Source organism: Klebsiella sp. Q2, from assembly GCF_009900705.1.
Lineage (GTDB): Bacteria > Pseudomonadota > Gammaproteobacteria > Enterobacterales > Enterobacteriaceae > Klebsiella > Klebsiella quasipneumoniae.
In genome coordinates this window covers 187,776-205,082 of record NZ_JAAABE010000006.1, presented here as the reverse complement: position 1 = coordinate 205,082, position 17,307 = coordinate 187,776, and the positions used below count along the sequence as shown (strand labels likewise).

Below are 17,307 nucleotides of genomic sequence, written 5' to 3'. Positions count from 1 at the left end.
GTAAAAGAGCCATGCCAAAACGTACAGACATAAAAAGTATCCTGATTCTGGGCGCGGGCCCGATTGTTATCGGTCAGGCGTGCGAGTTTGACTACTCCGGCGCCCAGGCCTGTAAAGCCCTGCGCGAAGAGGGCTACCGCGTTATCCTGGTGAACTCTAACCCAGCGACCATCATGACCGACCCGGAAATGGCCGATGCCACCTACATCGAGCCGATTCACTGGGAAGTGGTGCGCAAAATCATCGAAAAAGAGCGCCCGGACGCGGTGCTGCCGACCATGGGCGGCCAGACGGCGCTGAACTGCGCGCTGGAGCTGGAGCGTCAGGGGGTGCTGGCTGAATTCGGCGTGACCATGATTGGCGCCACCGCCGATGCGATTGACAAGGCCGAAGACCGTCGCCGATTCGATATCGCGATGAAAAAAATCGGTCTCGACACCGCGCGTTCAGGTATCGCCCATACGATGGAAGAGGCGCTGGCGGTAGCGGCTGACGTCGGCTATCCGTGCATCATCCGTCCGTCGTTCACCATGGGTGGCACCGGCGGCGGCATCGCCTATAACCGCGAAGAGTTTGAAGAGATTTGTACCCGCGGCCTGGATCTCTCTCCTACCAACGAGCTGCTGATTGATGAATCGCTGATCGGCTGGAAAGAGTATGAGATGGAAGTGGTGCGCGATAAGAACGACAACTGCATCATCGTCTGCTCTATCGAAAACTTCGACGCCATGGGGATCCACACCGGTGACTCCATCACCGTTGCGCCGGCGCAGACCCTGACCGACAAAGAATACCAAATCATGCGTAACGCCTCGATGGCGGTGCTGCGTGAAATCGGCGTCGAAACCGGCGGCTCTAACGTTCAGTTCGCGGTCAACCCGAAAAACGGTCGCCTGATCGTTATTGAAATGAACCCGCGCGTTTCCCGCTCCTCGGCGCTGGCCTCCAAAGCCACCGGTTTCCCGATTGCCAAAGTGGCAGCCAAGCTGGCGGTAGGTTACACCCTCGACGAGCTGATGAACGACATCACCGGCGGCCGTACCCCGGCTTCCTTCGAGCCGTCCATCGACTACGTGGTCACTAAAATTCCACGCTTTAACTTCGAAAAATTCGCCGGCGCAAATGACCGTCTGACCACCCAGATGAAGTCCGTCGGCGAAGTGATGGCGATTGGCCGTACCCAGCAGGAATCCTTGCAGAAAGCGCTGCGCGGTCTGGAAGTGGGCGCCACCGGCTTCGATCCGAAAGTGAGCCTCGACGATCCGGAAGCGCTGACCAAAATCCGCCGCGAGCTGAAAGACGCCGGCGCTGAGCGTATCTGGTACATCGCCGACGCGTTCCGCGCGGGCCTCTCGGTTGACGGCGTCTTCAACCTGACCAACATCGACCGCTGGTTCCTGGTGCAGATTGAAGAGCTGGTCCGTCTGGAAGAGAAAGTGGCGGAAGTGGGCATCAACGGCCTCGACGCTGACTTCCTGCGCACCCTGAAACGTAAAGGCTTTGCCGATGCGCGTCTGGCGAAGCTGGCGGGCGTGCGGGAAGCGGAAATCCGTAAACTGCGCGACCAGTATGACCTGCACCCTGTCTACAAGCGCGTGGACACCTGCGCCGCGGAATTCGCCACCGATACCGCCTACATGTACTCCACCTATGAAGAAGAGTGCGAGTCCAACCCGTCCGTTGACCGCGATAAAATCATGGTCCTCGGCGGCGGCCCGAACCGTATCGGTCAGGGTATCGAATTTGACTACTGCTGCGTACACGCCTCGCTGGCGCTGCGCGAAGACGGTTACGAGACCATCATGGTCAACTGTAACCCGGAAACCGTCTCTACCGACTACGACACTTCCGACCGTCTGTACTTCGAGCCGGTTACCCTGGAAGACGTGCTGGAAATCGTGCGCATCGAGAAGCCAAAAGGCGTTATCGTGCAGTACGGCGGGCAGACTCCGCTGAAGCTGGCGCGCGCCCTGGAAGCCGCAGGCGTACCGGTTATCGGTACCAGCCCGGACGCTATCGACCGGGCGGAAGATCGTGAGCGCTTCCAGCACGCGGTTGACCGTCTGAAGCTGAAGCAGCCGGCGAACGCCACCGTCACCGCCATTGAGCAGGCGGTAGAGAAAGCGAAAGAGATTGGCTACCCGCTGGTGGTGCGTCCGTCTTACGTGCTCGGCGGTCGGGCGATGGAGATCGTCTATGACGAGCAGGATCTGCGCCGCTACTTCCAGACTGCGGTCAGCGTCTCCAACGACGCGCCAGTGCTGCTGGACCGCTTCCTCGACGACGCGATTGAAGTGGATGTCGATGCCATCTGCGATGGCGAAATGGTGCTGATTGGCGGCATCATGGAGCATATCGAACAGGCAGGCGTCCACTCCGGCGACTCCGCCTGTTCCCTGCCAGCCTATACCCTGAGCAAAGAGATTCAGGATGTGATGCGCGAGCAGGTGCAGAAGCTGGCCTTCGAGCTGCAGGTTCGCGGTCTGATGAACGTCCAGTTCGCGGTGAAAGATAACGAAGTCTATCTGATTGAAGTCAACCCGCGTGCGGCGCGCACCGTGCCGTTCGTCTCCAAAGCCACCGGCGTACCGCTGGCGAAAGTGGCGGCGCGCGTGATGGCCGGTAAGACGCTGGCGCAGCAGGGCGTGACCAAAGAGATCATCCCGCCGTACTACTCGGTGAAAGAGGTGGTCCTGCCGTTCAACAAATTCCCGGGCGTTGACCCGCTGTTAGGGCCAGAAATGCGTTCCACCGGGGAAGTGATGGGCGTTGGCCGTACCTTTGCCGAAGCGTTCGCCAAAGCGCAGCTGGGCAGCAACTCGACCATGAAGAAACAGGGTCGCGCGCTGCTCTCCGTCCGCGAAGGCGACAAAGAGCGTGTGGTCGACCTGGCAGCGAAGCTGCTGAAGTTTGGCTTCGAGCTGGATGCGACTCACGGCACGGCGATTGTGCTGGGCGAAGCGGGCATCAACCCGCGTCTGGTGAACAAGGTGCATGAAGGTCGTCCGCACATTCAGGACCGTATCAAGAATGGCGAATATACCTACATCATCAACACCACCGCAGGTCGTCAGGCGATTGAAGACTCCAAGCTGATTCGCCGCAGCGCCCTGCAGTACAAAGTGCACTATGACACCACCCTGAACGGCGGCTTTGCCACCGCGATGGCGCTGAACGCTGACGCCACCGACAAGGTGATTTCGGTTCAGGAAATGCACGCGCAAATCACCAAATAAGCGCTCCGGCCTGGCCGGATAGCAACACACCTGGGCTGACGACTTCGTCAGCCCATTTTTTTGGCTGCGGCCATCTTCAGAGAGTTCTGCTTTTAACCCCCTGTCGGGTCAGGCTAACTATAGTTAGCACCATAACGATACCTATTGATGAAAAGACAGGAGGATACAATGCGGAACAATATTCTGGTGGCATCCGCACTGGCAGCGACGGCAATCATGTTCGTGGCCGGCTGCTCATCGAATCAGTCGATCAAAACCACCGACGGCAAGACCATTGTCACCAGCGGTAAACCGCAGGTGGATGATGATACCGGTCTGGTCTCTTACAAAAATGCCGAAACCGGACGCGTGGAGCAGATTAACCGCGATCAGGTGAAATCTATGGATGAGCTGGATAATTAAGGCCTGACGTTTGCCATTCAGGCGCGCGTTGTGTCCACCACCGCGACATAAATCACAGTTATCATTGTAAGCGGTTCATTTAACTGTCTACACTCTTGCTGATTACGACAAGAGCTAACGCAGGCCAATCAATGATTCTGATAATTTATGCGCATCCTTATCCGCAGCATTCGCATGCGAATAAGCGAATGCTTGAACAAGCAGGGACGCTTGAAGGCGTAGAGATACGCTCCCTCTATCAACTCTATCCCGACTTTAATATCGATGTCGCCGCCGAGCAGGCGGCGCTCGCCCGTGCCGATCTGGTTATCTGGCAGCACCCGATGCAGTGGTATAGCGTGCCGCCGCTGCTGAAGCTGTGGATGGACAAAGTGCTGTCGCACGGCTGGGCCTATGGCCATAACGGTATTGCGCTGCGCGGTAAATCGCTGATGTGGGCGGTGACCACCGGCGGCGGTGAAAGCCACTTTGATATCGGTTCGTTTCCCGGTTTCCCGGTGCTGGCGCAGCCGCTGCAGGCCACGGCGCTCTACTGCGGGATGAAATGGCTGCCGCCGTTCGCCATGCACTGCACCTTTATCTGCGATGACGAAACGCTGCAGGCGCAGGCCCGCCATTATCGTCAACGCTTAATCGACTGGCAGGAGGCACATCAAAATGGATAGCCATACGCTGATACAGGCGCTGATTTACCTGGGCGCCGCGGCGCTGATTGTGCCCATCGCCGTCCGCCTTGGGCTTGGGTCGGTGCTGGGCTATCTCATCGCCGGCTGTATTATTGGGCCGTGGGGGCTGCGGCTGGTGACCGATGCCGAGGCGATTCTGCACTTTGCCGAGATTGGCGTGGTGCTGATGCTGTTCGTCATTGGTCTGGAACTGGATCCGCAGCGTCTGTGGAAGCTGCGCGCTTCGGTGTTTGGCGGCGGTGCGCTGCAGATGGTGGCCTGTGGGGTATTGATCGGCCTCTTCTGCATGCTGCTGGGGTTGCGTTGGCAGGTGGCCGAGCTGATCGGTATGACCCTGGCGCTCTCCTCAACCGCGATCGCCATGCAGGCGATGAATGAGCGCAATCTGACGGTATCGCAGATGGGGCGCAGCGCCTTCGCGGTGCTGCTGTTCCAGGATATCGCGGCGATCCCGCTGGTGGCGATGATCCCGCTGCTGGCGGCCAGCGGCGGCGCCACTTCGCTGATGGCTTTTGCCCTTTCCGCGCTGAAGGTGGCCGCGGCGCTGGCGCTGGTGGTGGTGCTGGGGCGTTATCTGACCCGTCCGCTGCTGCGCTTTGTCGCCCGTTCCGGTCTGCGCGAAGTATTCAGCGCCGTGGCCCTGTTCCTGGTCTTCGGCTTTGGGCTGTTGCTGGAGGAGGTGGGGCTGTCGATGGCGATGGGGGCGTTTCTCGCCGGGGTATTGCTGGCCAGCTCCGAGTATCGCCATGCGCTGGAAAGCGATATTGAGCCGTTTAAAGGCCTGCTGCTGGGACTGTTTTTTATCGGCGTCGGGATGTCGATTGATTTCGGCACCCTGGTCACCCATCCGCTGCGTATCGTGATTTTGCTGGTGGGTTTCCTGGCGATAAAAATGCTGATGCTGTGGCTTATCGCCAGGCCGCTTGGCGTGCCTCGCGCTCAGCGCCGCTGGTTTGCGGTGCTGCTGGGGCAGGGGAGTGAGTTCGCGTTTGTGGTCTTTGGCGCCGCGCGGATGGCGGAGGTGCTGGATGGCGAATGGGCAAAGGCGCTGACCCTGGCGGTGGCGCTGTCGATGGCGGCAACCCCCATTCTGCTGGTGCTGTTGACCCGTCTGGAGAAATCGTCCAGCGGCCAGGCGCGGGATGCGGACGAGATTGATGAAGAGCAGCCGCGGGTGATTGTCGCCGGCTTTGGCCGCTTCGGGCAGATCGCCGGGCGACTACTGCTCTCCAGCGGGGTGAAGATGGTGATCCTCGATCACGACCCGGACCATGTCGATACTCTGCGCAAATTTGATATGAAGGTCTTCTACGGCGACGCCACCCGGGTCGATCTGCTGGAGTCGGCCGGCGCCGAAAAGGCGGAGGTACTGATCAATGCCATTGACGATCCGCACGTCAGCCTGGAGCTGGTGGCGAGGGTAAAAGAGCATTTTCCGCATCTGCAGATTATCTCCCGCGCCCGCGATGTCGATCACTATATCCAGCTGCGTCAGGCTGGCGTTGATGCCCCGGAGCGTGAAACCTTCGAGGCGGCACTGAAATCCGGCCGAATGACGCTGGAGGCGCTGGGGCTCGGCGCGTATGAAGCGCGCGAGCGGGCCGATCTGTTCCGTCGTTTCAACCTGCAGATGGTCGAAGAGATGGTGGCGATGGCGGAAAACGACGCGGCGTCGCGGGTGGCGGTCTTCAAGCGGACCAGCGATATGCTGACCGGCATCATCAACGAAGATCGTCATCATCTGTCGCTGGTGCAGCGGCACGGTTGGCAGGGGACGGAAGAGGGCAGGCACACCGGCGATATCGCCGATGAGCCGGAAAATAAGCCCTCCGCCTGACGCTAATCAGTAACATTCTGTTTTCGTTTGGATCCTGTTCTGGCGGCCCACGGTGTGAACGTGGGCTTGCCAGCAAATCAGAAAATTTTCTTATTCTTTACCCTCCGGCCAGTCGACGAAGTTGTACGCTTTCCGTATAGTGGCGACAATTTTTTGTACTCAGGAATGAATGAATGATCAGTCTGATTGCGGCGTTAGCGGTAGATCGCGTCATTGGTATGGAAAACGCCATGCCATGGAACCTGCCTGCCGATCTCGCCTGGTTCAAACGCAACACATTAAATAAGCCGGTAGTGATGGGGCGTCTGACCTGGGAATCCATTGGGCGCCCGTTGCCGGGGCGTAAAAATATCGTGATCAGCAGCAAGCCAGGCAGCGACGATCGCGTGCAGTGGGTCTCCTCCGTTGACGAAGCGATTGCCGCCTGCGGCGATGTGGAAGAGATCATGGTGATTGGCGGCGGTCGGGTGTATGAGCAGTTCCTGCCAAAGGCGCAGAAGCTCTATCTGACCCATATCGATGCGGAAGTGGAAGGCGATACCCATTTCCCGGATTACGATCCGGACCAGTGGGAATCGGTGTTCAGCGAGTTTCATGACGCCGACGCGCAGAACTCCCACAGCTACTGCTTTGAGATCCTCGAACGCCGTTAAGCGGGAAGGATAGCAATGAAAAAACCCCGGTCGCGTCTGGCGTGACCGGGGTTTTCTTTGGCGTGAATTCAGCGCGGATGACGCTGCCACTACTTTTCTGCGCCATGTCTCCTGTCCTGGGATGCGTCTTTCCAGAGTGCTGCCCGGCTGACAAATGGCACCTAAACGTAGGTCGGGTAAGGCGTTAGCCGCCACCCGACACAAAAGCGGCTCCGCGTCCGCAGTTCTTGCCCGGCGGCGCTGCGCTTGCGCGGGCCCGGGGGAGTGCGCCTGTTTCTTCAGGACGCGACGGCTTCGCCTTCGTCGAGGCTTTTCTGCCGGTTCGACGGCTGGGTAAAGTACTGCTTATCCTCCCAGCGCAGGCAGGTGAGTTCACCGCCCCAGCAGCAGCCGGTATCCAGCGCGTAAATGCCCTCCGGCGTACCGCGTCCCTCCAGCGACGCCCAGTGACCAAAGGCAATGCTGTAGGCACTGCTGACCGGACCAGGAATGGCAAACCACGGCTTCAGCGGCGCCGGGGCGTCCTCGGGCGCTTCTTTCGAGTACATATCCAGCTGGCCGTTCGGGAAGCAGTAGCGCATGCGGGTAAAAGCGTTAGAGATAAAGCGCAGGCGCGCCAGGCCGCTCAGCTCGTTGCTCCAGTGATTCGGCATGTCGCCGTACATGGCATCAAGGAAGAAAGGGTAGGAGTCGCTGGAGAGCACCGCTTCAACATCGCGCGCGCACTGCTGGGCGGTCTCCAGATCCCACTGCGGCGTGATGCCGGCATGGGCCATCACCAGCTTTTTCTCTTCGTCCACCTGGAGCAGCGGCTGACGACGCAGCCAGTTAAGCAGCTCATCGGCATCCGGCGCTTCCAGCAGTGATTTCAGACGATCCTTCGGCTTGTTGCGGCTGATGCCGGCGAAGACCGCCAGCAAGTGTAAATCGTGATTGCCCAGCACCAGTCGCACGCTGTCGCCCAGAGATTTGACATAGCGCAGAACCTCCAGCGACCCCGGGCCACGGGCTACCAGATCGCCGGTCAGCCACAGCGTATCGCTCCGCGGGTCGAATTCAACCTGCGCTAATAATGCGATCAGTTCATCGTAGCAACCGTGAACGTCGCCAATAAGGTATGTTGACATTGTTTTAATGAATGAGCGTTGGAACTGCGAGACGGAAAACAGGGATCTCGATACGGAACGGCGCGCCGTCGATATCGATCATCTCATAATGACCCTGCATGGTTCCCAGCGGCGTTTCAATGACCGCGCCGCTGGTATATTGATATTCACCGCCGGCGGGAATATGCGGTTGCTCGCCGACCACCCCTTCACCCTGAACTTCAGTCTCACGACCGTGGCCGTTAGTGATGAGCCAGTAGCGGCCAAGCAGCTGAACCTGACTCCGCCCCAGATTGCGAATGGTGACGGTATAAGCGAAGACGTAGCGCTCTTCTTCCGGAGAAGATTGCGATTCGATATAGACGCTTTGCACCTGGACGCAAACACGAGGCGAATTAATCATGGTTAGCTCTCCTTCGATGGCAGATTGTCAGACAGCCAGTTGGCCATCTGGCAGTACTGCGCCACGGAAATATTTTCTGCACGCATGGCCGGGTCGATGCCCAGCTCGGTCAGCACTTCCACACTGAACAGATTGCCGAGACTGTTGCGGATGGTCTTGCGGCGCTGGTTGAACGCTTCGGTGGTGATGCGGCTCAGCACCCGGATCTCTTTGACCGGATACGGCATCGTGCTGTGCGGCACCAGACGGACCACCGCGGAATCGACCTTAGGCGGCGGGGTGAACGCGCTCGGCGGCACTTCGAGTACCGGGATCACCTGGCAATAATATTGCGCCATCACGCTTAACCGACCATACGCCTTACTGTTCGGTCCGGCAACCAGACGATTCACCACTTCCTTCTGCAGCATAAAGTGCATATCGGCAATGGCATCAGTATAGCTGAACAGATGGAACATCAGCGGGGTCGAAATATTGTACGGCAGGTTGCCGAAGACGCGCAGCGGCTGACCCATTTTCTCCGCCAGTTCGCCGAAGTTCATGGTCATCGCATCCTGCTGATAGATGGTCAGCTTCGGCCCGAGGAACGGATGCGTCTGCAGGCGTGCCGCCAGATCGCGGTCCAGCTCAATGACGGTCAACTGGTCAAGGCGTTCGCCGACCGGCTCGGTCAGCGCGGCGAGACCGGGGCCGATTTCAACCATCGCCTGGCCTTTCTGCGGATTAATCGCCGAGACGATGCTGTCGATCACAAACTGATCGTTAAGGAAGTTCTGCCCGAAGCGTTTACGGGCTAAATGGCCCTGATGGACTCGATTATTCATTGGATATTAACAATCATTTTGATGGCGAGATTAAGCGCCGTGATAAAACTGCCGACGTCCGCTGTTCCCTGGCCCGCTAATTCCAGTGCGGTGCCGTGGTCGACGGAGGTACGAATAAAAGGTAAACCGAGCGTAATGTTCACGCCGCGGCCAAAGCCTTGGTATTTTAGCACGGGCAGGCCCTGATCGTGGTACATCGCGAGTACTGCATCGGCATGGTCAAGGTATTTGGGCTGGAAAAGGGTGTCAGCTGGCAGCGGACCGCTGAGGTTCATCCCCTTCGCGCGCATCTCTTCCAGCACCGGAATGATGGTGTCTATCTCTTCCGTTCCCATATGACCGCCTTCGCCAGCATGCGGGTTAAGCCCGCAAACCAGCACGTGCGGCTGGGCAATACCAAATTTCGTGCGCAGGTCGTGATCGAGAATCGTGATGATCTCGCGCAGCAGGTCGGGCGTTATCGCCTCGCTGATGGCTTTCAACGGCAGATGGGTCGTCACCAGCGCCACCCGCAGCTCCTCGGTCGCCAGCATCATCACCACTTTGCTGGCCTGCGCGCGCTCTTCGAAGAACTCGGTATGACCGGTGAAGGCGATGCCGGCGTCGTTGATGTTGCCTTTGTGCACCGGGCCGGTCACTAACGCCGCGAATTCGCCGCTCAGGCAGCCGTCGCAGGCGCGCGCCAGCGTCTCGACCACGTAGGCGCCGTTCTGTACGTTCAGCACGCCGGGCTCCGCCGGGACGCTCAGCGGGACGTTAAGCAGCGTCAACGTACCGGCACGCTGCGGAACGGGCGGTTGCGCAGGATCGTATGGCAGGAGAGATAAAGGAAGACCGAGCCTTTGGGCTCGGTCAGTTAACAGGGCGCCGTCGGCGCAGATCACCAGCTCAACTGGCCAGTCGCGCTGGGCAAGCTGCACGACCAGGTCAGGGCCAATCCCGGCGGGTTCGCCGGGAGTGATAACAACTTTATGGGTATCAGGCATCGATATTAGTTGCTCAGAATTTTAACATACGCACTGGCGCGCTGTTCCTGCATCCAGGTTGCCGCTTCTTCAGAGAATTTGCGGTTCATCAGCATACGGTAAGCACGATCTTTCTGCGCGGCGTCGGTTCTGTCGACCTGACGGCTATCCAGCAGTTCGATCAGGTGCCAGCCGAAGGAGGAGTGTACCGGTCCGCTGGTCTGCCCTTTGTTCAGACGCATCAGCGCATCGCGGAACGCCGGGTCGAAGATATCCGGCGTGGCCCAGCCTAAATCACCGCCCTGGTTCGCCGAGCCCGGATCTTCAGAATACGCTTTCGCCGCTTTAGCGAAGGTGGTTTTCCCGCTCTTAATGTCGGCGGCAATTTGCTCCAGCTTCGCCTGAGCCTGCGCATCGTTCATGATTGGCGATGGCTTCAACAGAATATGACGGGCATGTACTTCAGTGACGGAGATGTTCTGGGTCCCGCCGCGCAGATCGTTCACTTTCAGAATGTGGAAGCCGACGCCGGAACGGATCGGACCGACGATATCCCCTTTCTTCGCGGTGCTTAACGCCTGAGCGAAAATGCCCGGCAGCTCCTGGATACGACCCCAGCCCATCTGGCCGCCCTTCAGCGCCTGCTGGTCGGCGGAGTAGGTGATCGCCAGTTTACCGAAGTTGGCGCCGTTGCGCGCTTGCTCAACGATAGCATTCGCTTGCTCCTGGGCCGCGGCGACTTGATCGGAGGTCGGGTTCTCCGGCAGCGGGATCAGGATGTGGCTCAGGTTGAGCTCGGTGCTGGCGTCGTTCTGGTCGCCGATCTGTTTGGCCAGCGCTTCCACTTCCTGCGGCAGCACGGTGATGCGACGACGTACTTCATTGTTACGCACTTCCGAAATCAGCATCTCTTTACGGATCTGGTTACGGTAGGTGTTGTAGTTGATGCCTTCATAGGCCAGACGGCTGCGCATCTGATCCATGGTCATGTTGTTTTGTTTAGCGATGTTGGCGATGGCCTGATCGAGCTGGTCGTCAGAGACCTTCACGCCCATCTTCTGCCCCATCTGTAACACGATCTGGTCCATGATCAGTCTTTCGAGGATCTGATGGCGCAGGGTCGCGTCATCCGGCAGCTGTTGGCCAGCCTGACCAGCATTGAGCTTAACCGATTGCATCAAACCATCGACGTCGCTTTCCAGCACGACGCCATTATTGACGACGGCCGCTACTTTATCGACCACCTGGGGGGCAGCGAAACTGGTATTCGCGATCATGGCGATACCGAGAAGCAGCGTTTTCCAGTTCTTCATACTTTTTCCATTTCGATTAACCGCAAATGCGGATGATGTTGTAAACCAGCCGCATCACAGGGAGCTCTGGTACGGTAAAATGTTCGAACGCAGCATCTGCTGGGTGCCGAGGCCGTAGTTAGAGCTCAGACCGCGCAATTCGATATTGATTCCGAAGGTGTTGTCGTATTTGCTCTCGCCGCCGTTGTTGTTGCTATCCCAGCCGTTGACTTTGCGTTCGTAGCCAAGACGGATGGCGTAGCAGCAGGAGTTATACTGGACACCCAACATCTGGTTTGCTGCTTTCCGGGTATTGGTATCGTAGTAGTAGGCACCGACCACGGACCAGCGATCGACGATCGGCCAGCTGGCGGTCATCCCCACCTGCGAGATACCCTCTTTATATTGCGCCGCGGTGGAATATGACGGCAGTGTGGCCTGAATATATTCCGGGCTGGCGTAACGATAGTTAAGCTGGACTAAGCGGTTTTCATCGCGACGGTATTCAATGGTGCCGTTACCGGTTGCGACGTTATCCAGACGCGTATCGTACTGGATCCCGCCGCGCAGACCCCAGTTATCGGCAATGCGCCAGTAGGTGTCGCCGGCCCATACCAGTGAACCCGTGGTGTCGTTGTTCTCCCAGTTGATGTTGTCATCACCGGTGCGTGACTCGGTGAAATAGTAGATTTGACCAACGGAAATATTAAAACGTTCCACCGCGGCGGCGTCATACACGCGCGAGGTGATACCGGTAGTGACCTGATTGGCCGACGCGATGCGGTCGAGACCGCTATAGGTACGGTCGCGGAACAGGCCGGTGTAGTCCGACTGCAACAGCGTGGAGTCGTAGCTGCCGATTTCACTCTGATCGCGGTACGGCACATACAGATACTGCATGCGCGGTTCCAGCGTTTGGGTGAATCCCTCCTGCAGGTCGCGCTCGAAGACCATTTTGCCGTCGACTTTAAACTGCGGCATCACGCGGCTAACGGATTCTTTGTAGTCCGTGCCGTTGGCGGCGTTGTACTTATCGAGGTTGCTCTGCTGGTAGTGGGTCGCCAGCAGCTTGGCTTCGGTATTCAGACTGCCCCAGCCGTTCGACAGCGGCAGGTTGATCGTCGGTTCGAAGTGAACGCGGGTCGCTTCCGGCATGTTGTTATTCGAGTTAACAAAATGGGCGACCTGGCCGTACAGATGGGTATCGAACGGACCGACATCGTTCTGGTAGTAGTTAATGTCGAGCTGCGGCTCAGCCGAGTAGGAGTTGCTCGACTCCCGATCGAAGACCTGGAACTGCTTGGTTGAGACCGTGGCGTCAAAGTTCTGATTGACATACCCGGCGCTGAATTTCTGCGTCGCATAGCCGTCGGTACTGGAACCATACTTCGAGCTGAAATCGTTGAAGTAGTCAGGATCGCTGACCTTGGTGTAGTCAGCGTTCAGACGCCACACCTGATCGATAACCCCGGAGTGGTTCCAGTAGAACAGCCAGCGTCGGCTGTTGCTGTCGCTGGAGTGGTCATCTTCGTAGACTTTATCCGACGGCAGGTAGTCGAACTCCGTTAAGCCGCTGCCGAGCTGGGTCAGGTAGCGGAATTCGTTTTCCCACATCACGCCGCCGCGCTTGTTCATATAGTGCGGGGTGATGGTGGCATCGAAGTTTGGCGCGATGTTCCAGTAGTACGGCAGGGAGAATTCCACGCCGTTTTTGGTGCTGTATTTCGCGTTCGGGATCAGGAAGCCTGAACGACGCTTATCGCCCACCGGCAGCTGCAGGTAGGGGCTGTAGAAAATCGGCACGGAGCCAAGCTTGAAGCGAGCGTTCCAGATCTCGGCGACCTGCTCTTCGCGATCGTGGATAACTTCGCTGCCCACGACGCTCCAGGTGTCGGAGCCCGGCAGACAGGAGGTAAAGCTGCCGTTTTCCAGAATGGTATAGCGGTTTTCACCGCGCTGTTTCATCAGGTCAGCAGTACCGCGTCCCTGGCGTCCGACCATCTGATAATCGCCCTGCCAGACGTTGGTATCTTTGGTATTCAGATTCGACCAGGCTTTTGGTCCTTTGAGGATCACCTGGTTATCGTCGTAATGCACGTTGCCCAGCGCGTCCACCGTGCGCACCGGCTGCGCCTGGCCCGCGGCCTGCTGCTGATGCAGCTGAACTTCGTCGGCGCGGAGGCGGCTATTCCCCTGGTTGATATCGACGTTGCCGGTAAAGACGGCGTTGTCCGGGTAATTGCCCTTCGCATGATCGGCGTTAATCGTCACCGGCAGATCGCCAGGCCGCCCTTCCACGAGCGGACGATCAAAGCTTGGCACGCCAAGCATACATTGCGTTGCGAGATCGGCAGCGAGGCCTTGTTGGCTATACAAGGCGCTGGCAATCATCGTAGCCAGGAGGCTGGGAATACGTTTTTTCATACGTTGTATTTATTGTTCCATCATCTTGTGGCAGCGGCTTGCAAACGGTCAGAGCCTAACTTACTCAACTTTATCACGCTAGTGTTAATCCTGCCCGTTTCGAGCCCGAGCGTTAGGCACCCTGTTGAATGACGAGTATGATAAAGCAAATTATAGGCTATGTCCCACAATTGACCGAGGCGCGAGTGCCGGGTAACGTGCGGTCATATTCGTGCTTAACGGCGACAAACAGTTGGGGAGTCTATGCAGTATTTGGGTAAAGTGATTGGCGTGGCAGTAGCTTTGCTGATGGGCGGTGGGTTCTGGGGCGTGGTGCTCGGCTTCCTGGTCGGCCATATGTTTGACCGGGCGCGCAGCCGCCGGTTGAATCTCTTCGCCAATCAGCAGGAGCGTCAGTCGCTCTTCTTTTCCACCACCTTTGAAGTGATGGGGCATCTGACCAAATCCAAGGGCCGCGTTACCGAGGCGGATATTCACGTCGCCAATGTGCTGATGGATCGCATGAATCTGCACGGCGCTTCGCGTACCGCGGCGCAGCAGGCGTTTCGCGACGGCAAAGCCGACAATTATCCGCTGCGCGAGAAGATGCGCCAGCTGCGCAGCGTCTGCTTTGGCCGCTTCGATCTGATTCGGATGTTTCTGGAAATTCAGCTGCAGGCGGCGTTCGCTGACGGCGAACTGCACCCTAACGAACGTGAAGTGCTGTTCGTCATCGCCGATGAGCTTGGCATCTCTCGCGCCCAGTTCGATCAATTCCTGCGAATGATGCAGGGCGGCGCCCAGTTTGGCGGCGGTTCGCAGCAGCAATCTTATGGTCAGCACGGCGGCAACGCCGGCTGGCAGCAGGCGCAGCGCGGGCCAACGCTGGAGGACGCCTGCAACGTGCTGGGGGTGAAACCGACTGACGACGCGGCGACGGTGAAGCGCGCCTATCGTAAGCTAATGAACGAGCACCATCCGGACAAGCTGGTGGCGAAAGGGCTGCCGCCGGAGATGATGGAGATGGCCAAACAGAAAGCCCAGGAGATCCAGAAGGCCTGGGAGCTGATCAAAGAACAGCGCGGCTTCTGAGTTTTTCAGCCCCTCGCCCGGCGAGAGGGGTTAGCGTTTGGCCTGTGCGCGGCGATACAGCCGCCGCGGATGGCCGATTTTTCCATACAGCATCTCCACCTCCAGAAACCCGGTCTCAACGCCGTGTTCAAGATAGCGGCGGGCGGTGGTTTTGCTGAGTCCGGCGGCGCTGACCACCTCATCAACGGAAAAGCAGTGCGCTTCCCGGCCGCTAAACAGACCCTGCACCAGCGCCAGCGTCTTCTCTTCAATCCCCTTGCTGCCACTATCTACGCGATAGTTCTTCGCCTGCAGTTGATAGAGGGAATCGACGTTCTGCTGATCGACGATTTTCCACTCCCGCTGCTGATCGTAGAACTGGATAAAACGCTCCAGCGACTGACTTAGCCGCTTCCATGATACCGGCTTAAGAATATAGTCGAAGGCGCCGTTGCGGATAGCCTGGCTGCAGGTTTCCATATCGCTGGCGGCGGTGATAAAGATCACCGAGCATTGGCTGGTCGCCAGCGCCGGATCGGTCATCAGCGTCACCCCTTTGCCATCCGGCAAATAGTTATCCAGCAGTACCAGCTGCGGCGGGGTGGCGTGGAGCAACTGGCGGGCCTGGGCGAGGGAGGCCGCCATGCCCGCCAGCCGCAGGCGCGGGTGTTTCTGCACAAGCTCGGCGTGCAGGCGCGCCAGCTCGCTCTCATCTTCAATGATTAGCACATCGACCAGGTCATGATGCATCGTGGGCCTCCGGGTGCGGACGGGCAGGTGCGTCGGCCGGGATAAACAGGGTGAAGATCGTTCCCCGCGGCGCGTTATCGGCGACTTCGATGGTGCCGCCCGCCTGAGTGACATAATGTTCAATAAGATACAGACCAATGCCGTGATCGCCACGGGTTTTGGTGGTGACGCCGCGTTCAAAAATGCGCTCGCGGATATCGGGGCGGATGCCGACGCCGCGGTCGGCCACTTCGATAATCAGCTCCCGGGCGTTGAGCTGGATCAGGACTTCCACCGGCTCATGCGGAAGCTCGGCGCGCTGCGTGGCTTCGATGGCGTTATCCAGCAGGTTGCCGATGATGGAGATCAGCTCGGATTCCATCAGCGACGGCAGGGGACGGTCGATGCGGCAGGCCGGGTCGAAGCTCAGCGCCACGCCTTTTTCGCGGGCGCGGGTGGCTTTGCCGAGCAGCAGACCGCACAGCGTCGGCGAGTGGAAGTGCGAGGAGATAAAGTCCAATAGCTCCTGAGCATGTTCCGACTGGGCCTGAATATAGCGGATCGCTTCGTCATAATGGCCCATATGCAGCAGGCCGGAGAGGGTAGTCATCCGGTTGAGCTGCTCGTGGCGCATGATTCGCAGATTGTCGACATAGCGCTTCACCTGGCTCAGCTGGGCGGTGAGGGCATTGATTTCATTGCGGTCACGGAATGTGATCACCCAGCCCTGCAGGGTATTCTCCAGCATAATGCGCACCCGACTGGCGAGCACGGTCAACTGGTTGAAGCGGCACAGCTCATCGTGGGTGTCGCGCTCAAGCATGTCGCCGCTGGCGAAAAAGGGCTGCGGGGAAATCACGCTGTCAATCGACTGACCGCGCAGCTGACTGGCGGGCTGGCTGAGTCCCAGCAGGCTGCGGGCGGCATGGTTTATCACCTCAATGCGCCGCTGGCGATCGATGACGATCACCCCCTCAAAGATCGACTCCATCATCGCTTTTTGCTGTCGCACCAGCAGGCCTATCTCCCGCGGCTCGAGCGAAAAAATCTGCTTTTTGATGCTGCGGGTAAAGTACCAGGAGAAGATAAACAGGGCGATGAGCAGCAGAACGGCGGCGATAAAAATATTGATCACTTTGGTCAGGGTAATGCTGTCGAGATAGCTGGTGAGGTAGCCGACGGAGACAATGCCGATCACCCGCCCCTCGTCATCGACGATCGGCGTTTTGCTGCGCAGCGAGACCCCAAGTCCGCCTTTGCGAATGGTGGTAATGGATTTTCCCTCCAGTACCGCCTGGTTGTCGCCGCCAACCAGCCGCGTGCCGACCCACTCCGGATGGACCGAATGAAACAGATGCACCCCCTGGCGGTCGCCGATGACGATAAAGCTGGCGTCACTATGGGCGGCGATTTGCTGCATAAACGCCTGAATCGCCTGTGGGTCATGCCGGCTGACCTGCTGACGTAAATTTGGCATCAGGGCTATCTCTTCGGCCTGAATTTTGGCCCGGGCGCTCATTTCCTGATAAAGCTGGCGGCTGGCATCAAAGTAATAATAAATACCCAGTGCGATAAAGAGGACTGAGAAAAAAGCGACCAGCGAAATAAACAGCTTATATTGAAAAGATAATTTCATAGGTCCCAGACGACGTATTCACCATACCGGCACTCTATCATTTTTCTGTCACGTGACGTAAATG

General features: G+C 58.3%; 14 protein-coding genes. 6 read left to right on the top strand and 8 right to left on the bottom strand.

Going from position 1 to position 17,307, the window contains the following annotated elements:
• Window positions 1-11 precede the first annotated feature (11 nt).
• From carB to folA, 5 genes are all read left to right on the top strand, one after another.
• Window positions 12-3,236 carry a carbamoyl-phosphate synthase large subunit gene (gene carB, locus GT756_RS21490; protein WP_004204267.1) on the top strand — a complete coding sequence of 1,075 codons (3,225 nt, stop codon included), beginning with the start codon at window positions 12-14 and terminating at the stop codon, window positions 3,234-3,236.
• A gap of 168 nt (window positions 3,237-3,404) precedes the next feature.
• Complete coding sequence (locus tag GT756_RS21485; protein ID WP_002888059.1) at window positions 3,405-3,638, top strand: YgdI/YgdR family lipoprotein; 234 nt, start codon at window positions 3,405-3,407, stop codon at window positions 3,636-3,638.
• Window positions 3,639-3,769: 131 nt separating this feature from the next.
• Complete coding sequence (gene kefF, locus GT756_RS21480; RefSeq protein WP_004204269.1) at window positions 3,770-4,303, top strand: glutathione-regulated potassium-efflux system oxidoreductase KefF; 534 nt, start codon at window positions 3,770-3,772, stop codon at window positions 4,301-4,303.
• On the top strand, window positions 4,296-6,161 hold the full coding sequence (gene kefC, locus GT756_RS21475) for a glutathione-regulated potassium-efflux system protein KefC (RefSeq protein WP_004204270.1): 1,866 nt from the start codon (window positions 4,296-4,298) through the stop codon (window positions 6,159-6,161). Before kefF ends, kefC begins: the two co-directional genes overlap by 8 nt.
• Window positions 6,162-6,334: 173 nt before the next feature.
• Complete coding sequence (folA, locus tag GT756_RS21470; protein WP_004204271.1) at window positions 6,335-6,814, top strand: type 3 dihydrofolate reductase; 480 nt, start codon at window positions 6,335-6,337, stop codon at window positions 6,812-6,814.
• A gap of 278 nt (window positions 6,815-7,092) precedes the next feature.
• Here the strand turns inward: folA and apaH are convergent, their stop codons facing one another.
• From apaH to lptD, 6 genes are read right to left on the bottom strand one after another with little or no spacing between them, the layout of a single operon-like run.
• Window positions 7,093-7,941: a bis(5'-nucleosyl)-tetraphosphatase (symmetrical) ApaH gene (apaH, locus tag GT756_RS21465; RefSeq protein WP_004204272.1), complete on the bottom strand. Its 849-nt coding sequence runs from the start codon at window positions 7,939-7,941 to the stop codon at window positions 7,093-7,095.
• Window positions 7,942-7,945: 4 nt separating this feature from the next.
• Window positions 7,946-8,323: a Co2+/Mg2+ efflux protein ApaG gene (apaG, locus tag GT756_RS21460; RefSeq protein ID WP_004204274.1), complete on the bottom strand. Its 378-nt coding sequence runs from the start codon at window positions 8,321-8,323 to the stop codon at window positions 7,946-7,948.
• A gap of 2 nt (window positions 8,324-8,325) precedes the next feature.
• Entirely contained in the window at window positions 8,326-9,147 is an 822-nt protein-coding gene (rsmA, locus tag GT756_RS21455) for a 16S rRNA (adenine(1518)-N(6)/adenine(1519)-N(6))-dimethyltransferase RsmA (protein WP_004204275.1), read from the bottom strand.
• Complete coding sequence (pdxA, locus tag GT756_RS21450) at window positions 9,144-10,133, bottom strand: 4-hydroxythreonine-4-phosphate dehydrogenase PdxA (protein ID WP_049093228.1); 990 nt, start codon at window positions 10,131-10,133, stop codon at window positions 9,144-9,146. Before pdxA ends, rsmA begins: the two co-directional genes overlap by 4 nt.
• Before the next feature lie 5 nt (window positions 10,134-10,138).
• A complete protein-coding gene (surA, locus tag GT756_RS21445) occupies window positions 10,139-11,425 on the bottom strand; it encodes a peptidylprolyl isomerase SurA (protein WP_004204278.1) in 1,287 nt (428 codons plus the stop codon).
• Window positions 11,426-11,479: 54 nt separating this feature from the next.
• Complete coding sequence (gene lptD, locus GT756_RS21440; RefSeq protein WP_032455544.1) at window positions 11,480-13,828, bottom strand: LPS assembly protein LptD; 2,349 nt, start codon at window positions 13,826-13,828, stop codon at window positions 11,480-11,482.
• Between the two features lie 243 nt (window positions 13,829-14,071).
• On the opposite strand from lptD, the gene djlA reads away from it, so the two are divergent.
• Complete coding sequence (djlA, locus tag GT756_RS21435) at window positions 14,072-14,899, top strand: co-chaperone DjlA (protein ID WP_008807470.1); 828 nt, start codon at window positions 14,072-14,074, stop codon at window positions 14,897-14,899.
• Between the two features lie 30 nt (window positions 14,900-14,929).
• On the opposite strand, the gene GT756_RS21430 is transcribed toward djlA, so the two are convergent.
• Window positions 14,930-15,628 carry a response regulator gene (locus tag GT756_RS21430; protein ID WP_004204282.1) on the bottom strand — a complete coding sequence of 233 codons (699 nt, stop codon included), beginning with the start codon at window positions 15,626-15,628 and terminating at the stop codon, window positions 14,930-14,932.
• Window positions 15,618-17,243: a sensor histidine kinase gene (locus tag GT756_RS21425; RefSeq protein WP_017901206.1), complete on the bottom strand. Its 1,626-nt coding sequence runs from the start codon at window positions 17,241-17,243 to the stop codon at window positions 15,618-15,620. Before GT756_RS21425 ends, GT756_RS21430 begins: the two co-directional genes overlap by 11 nt.
• Window positions 17,244-17,307 lie beyond the last annotated feature (64 nt).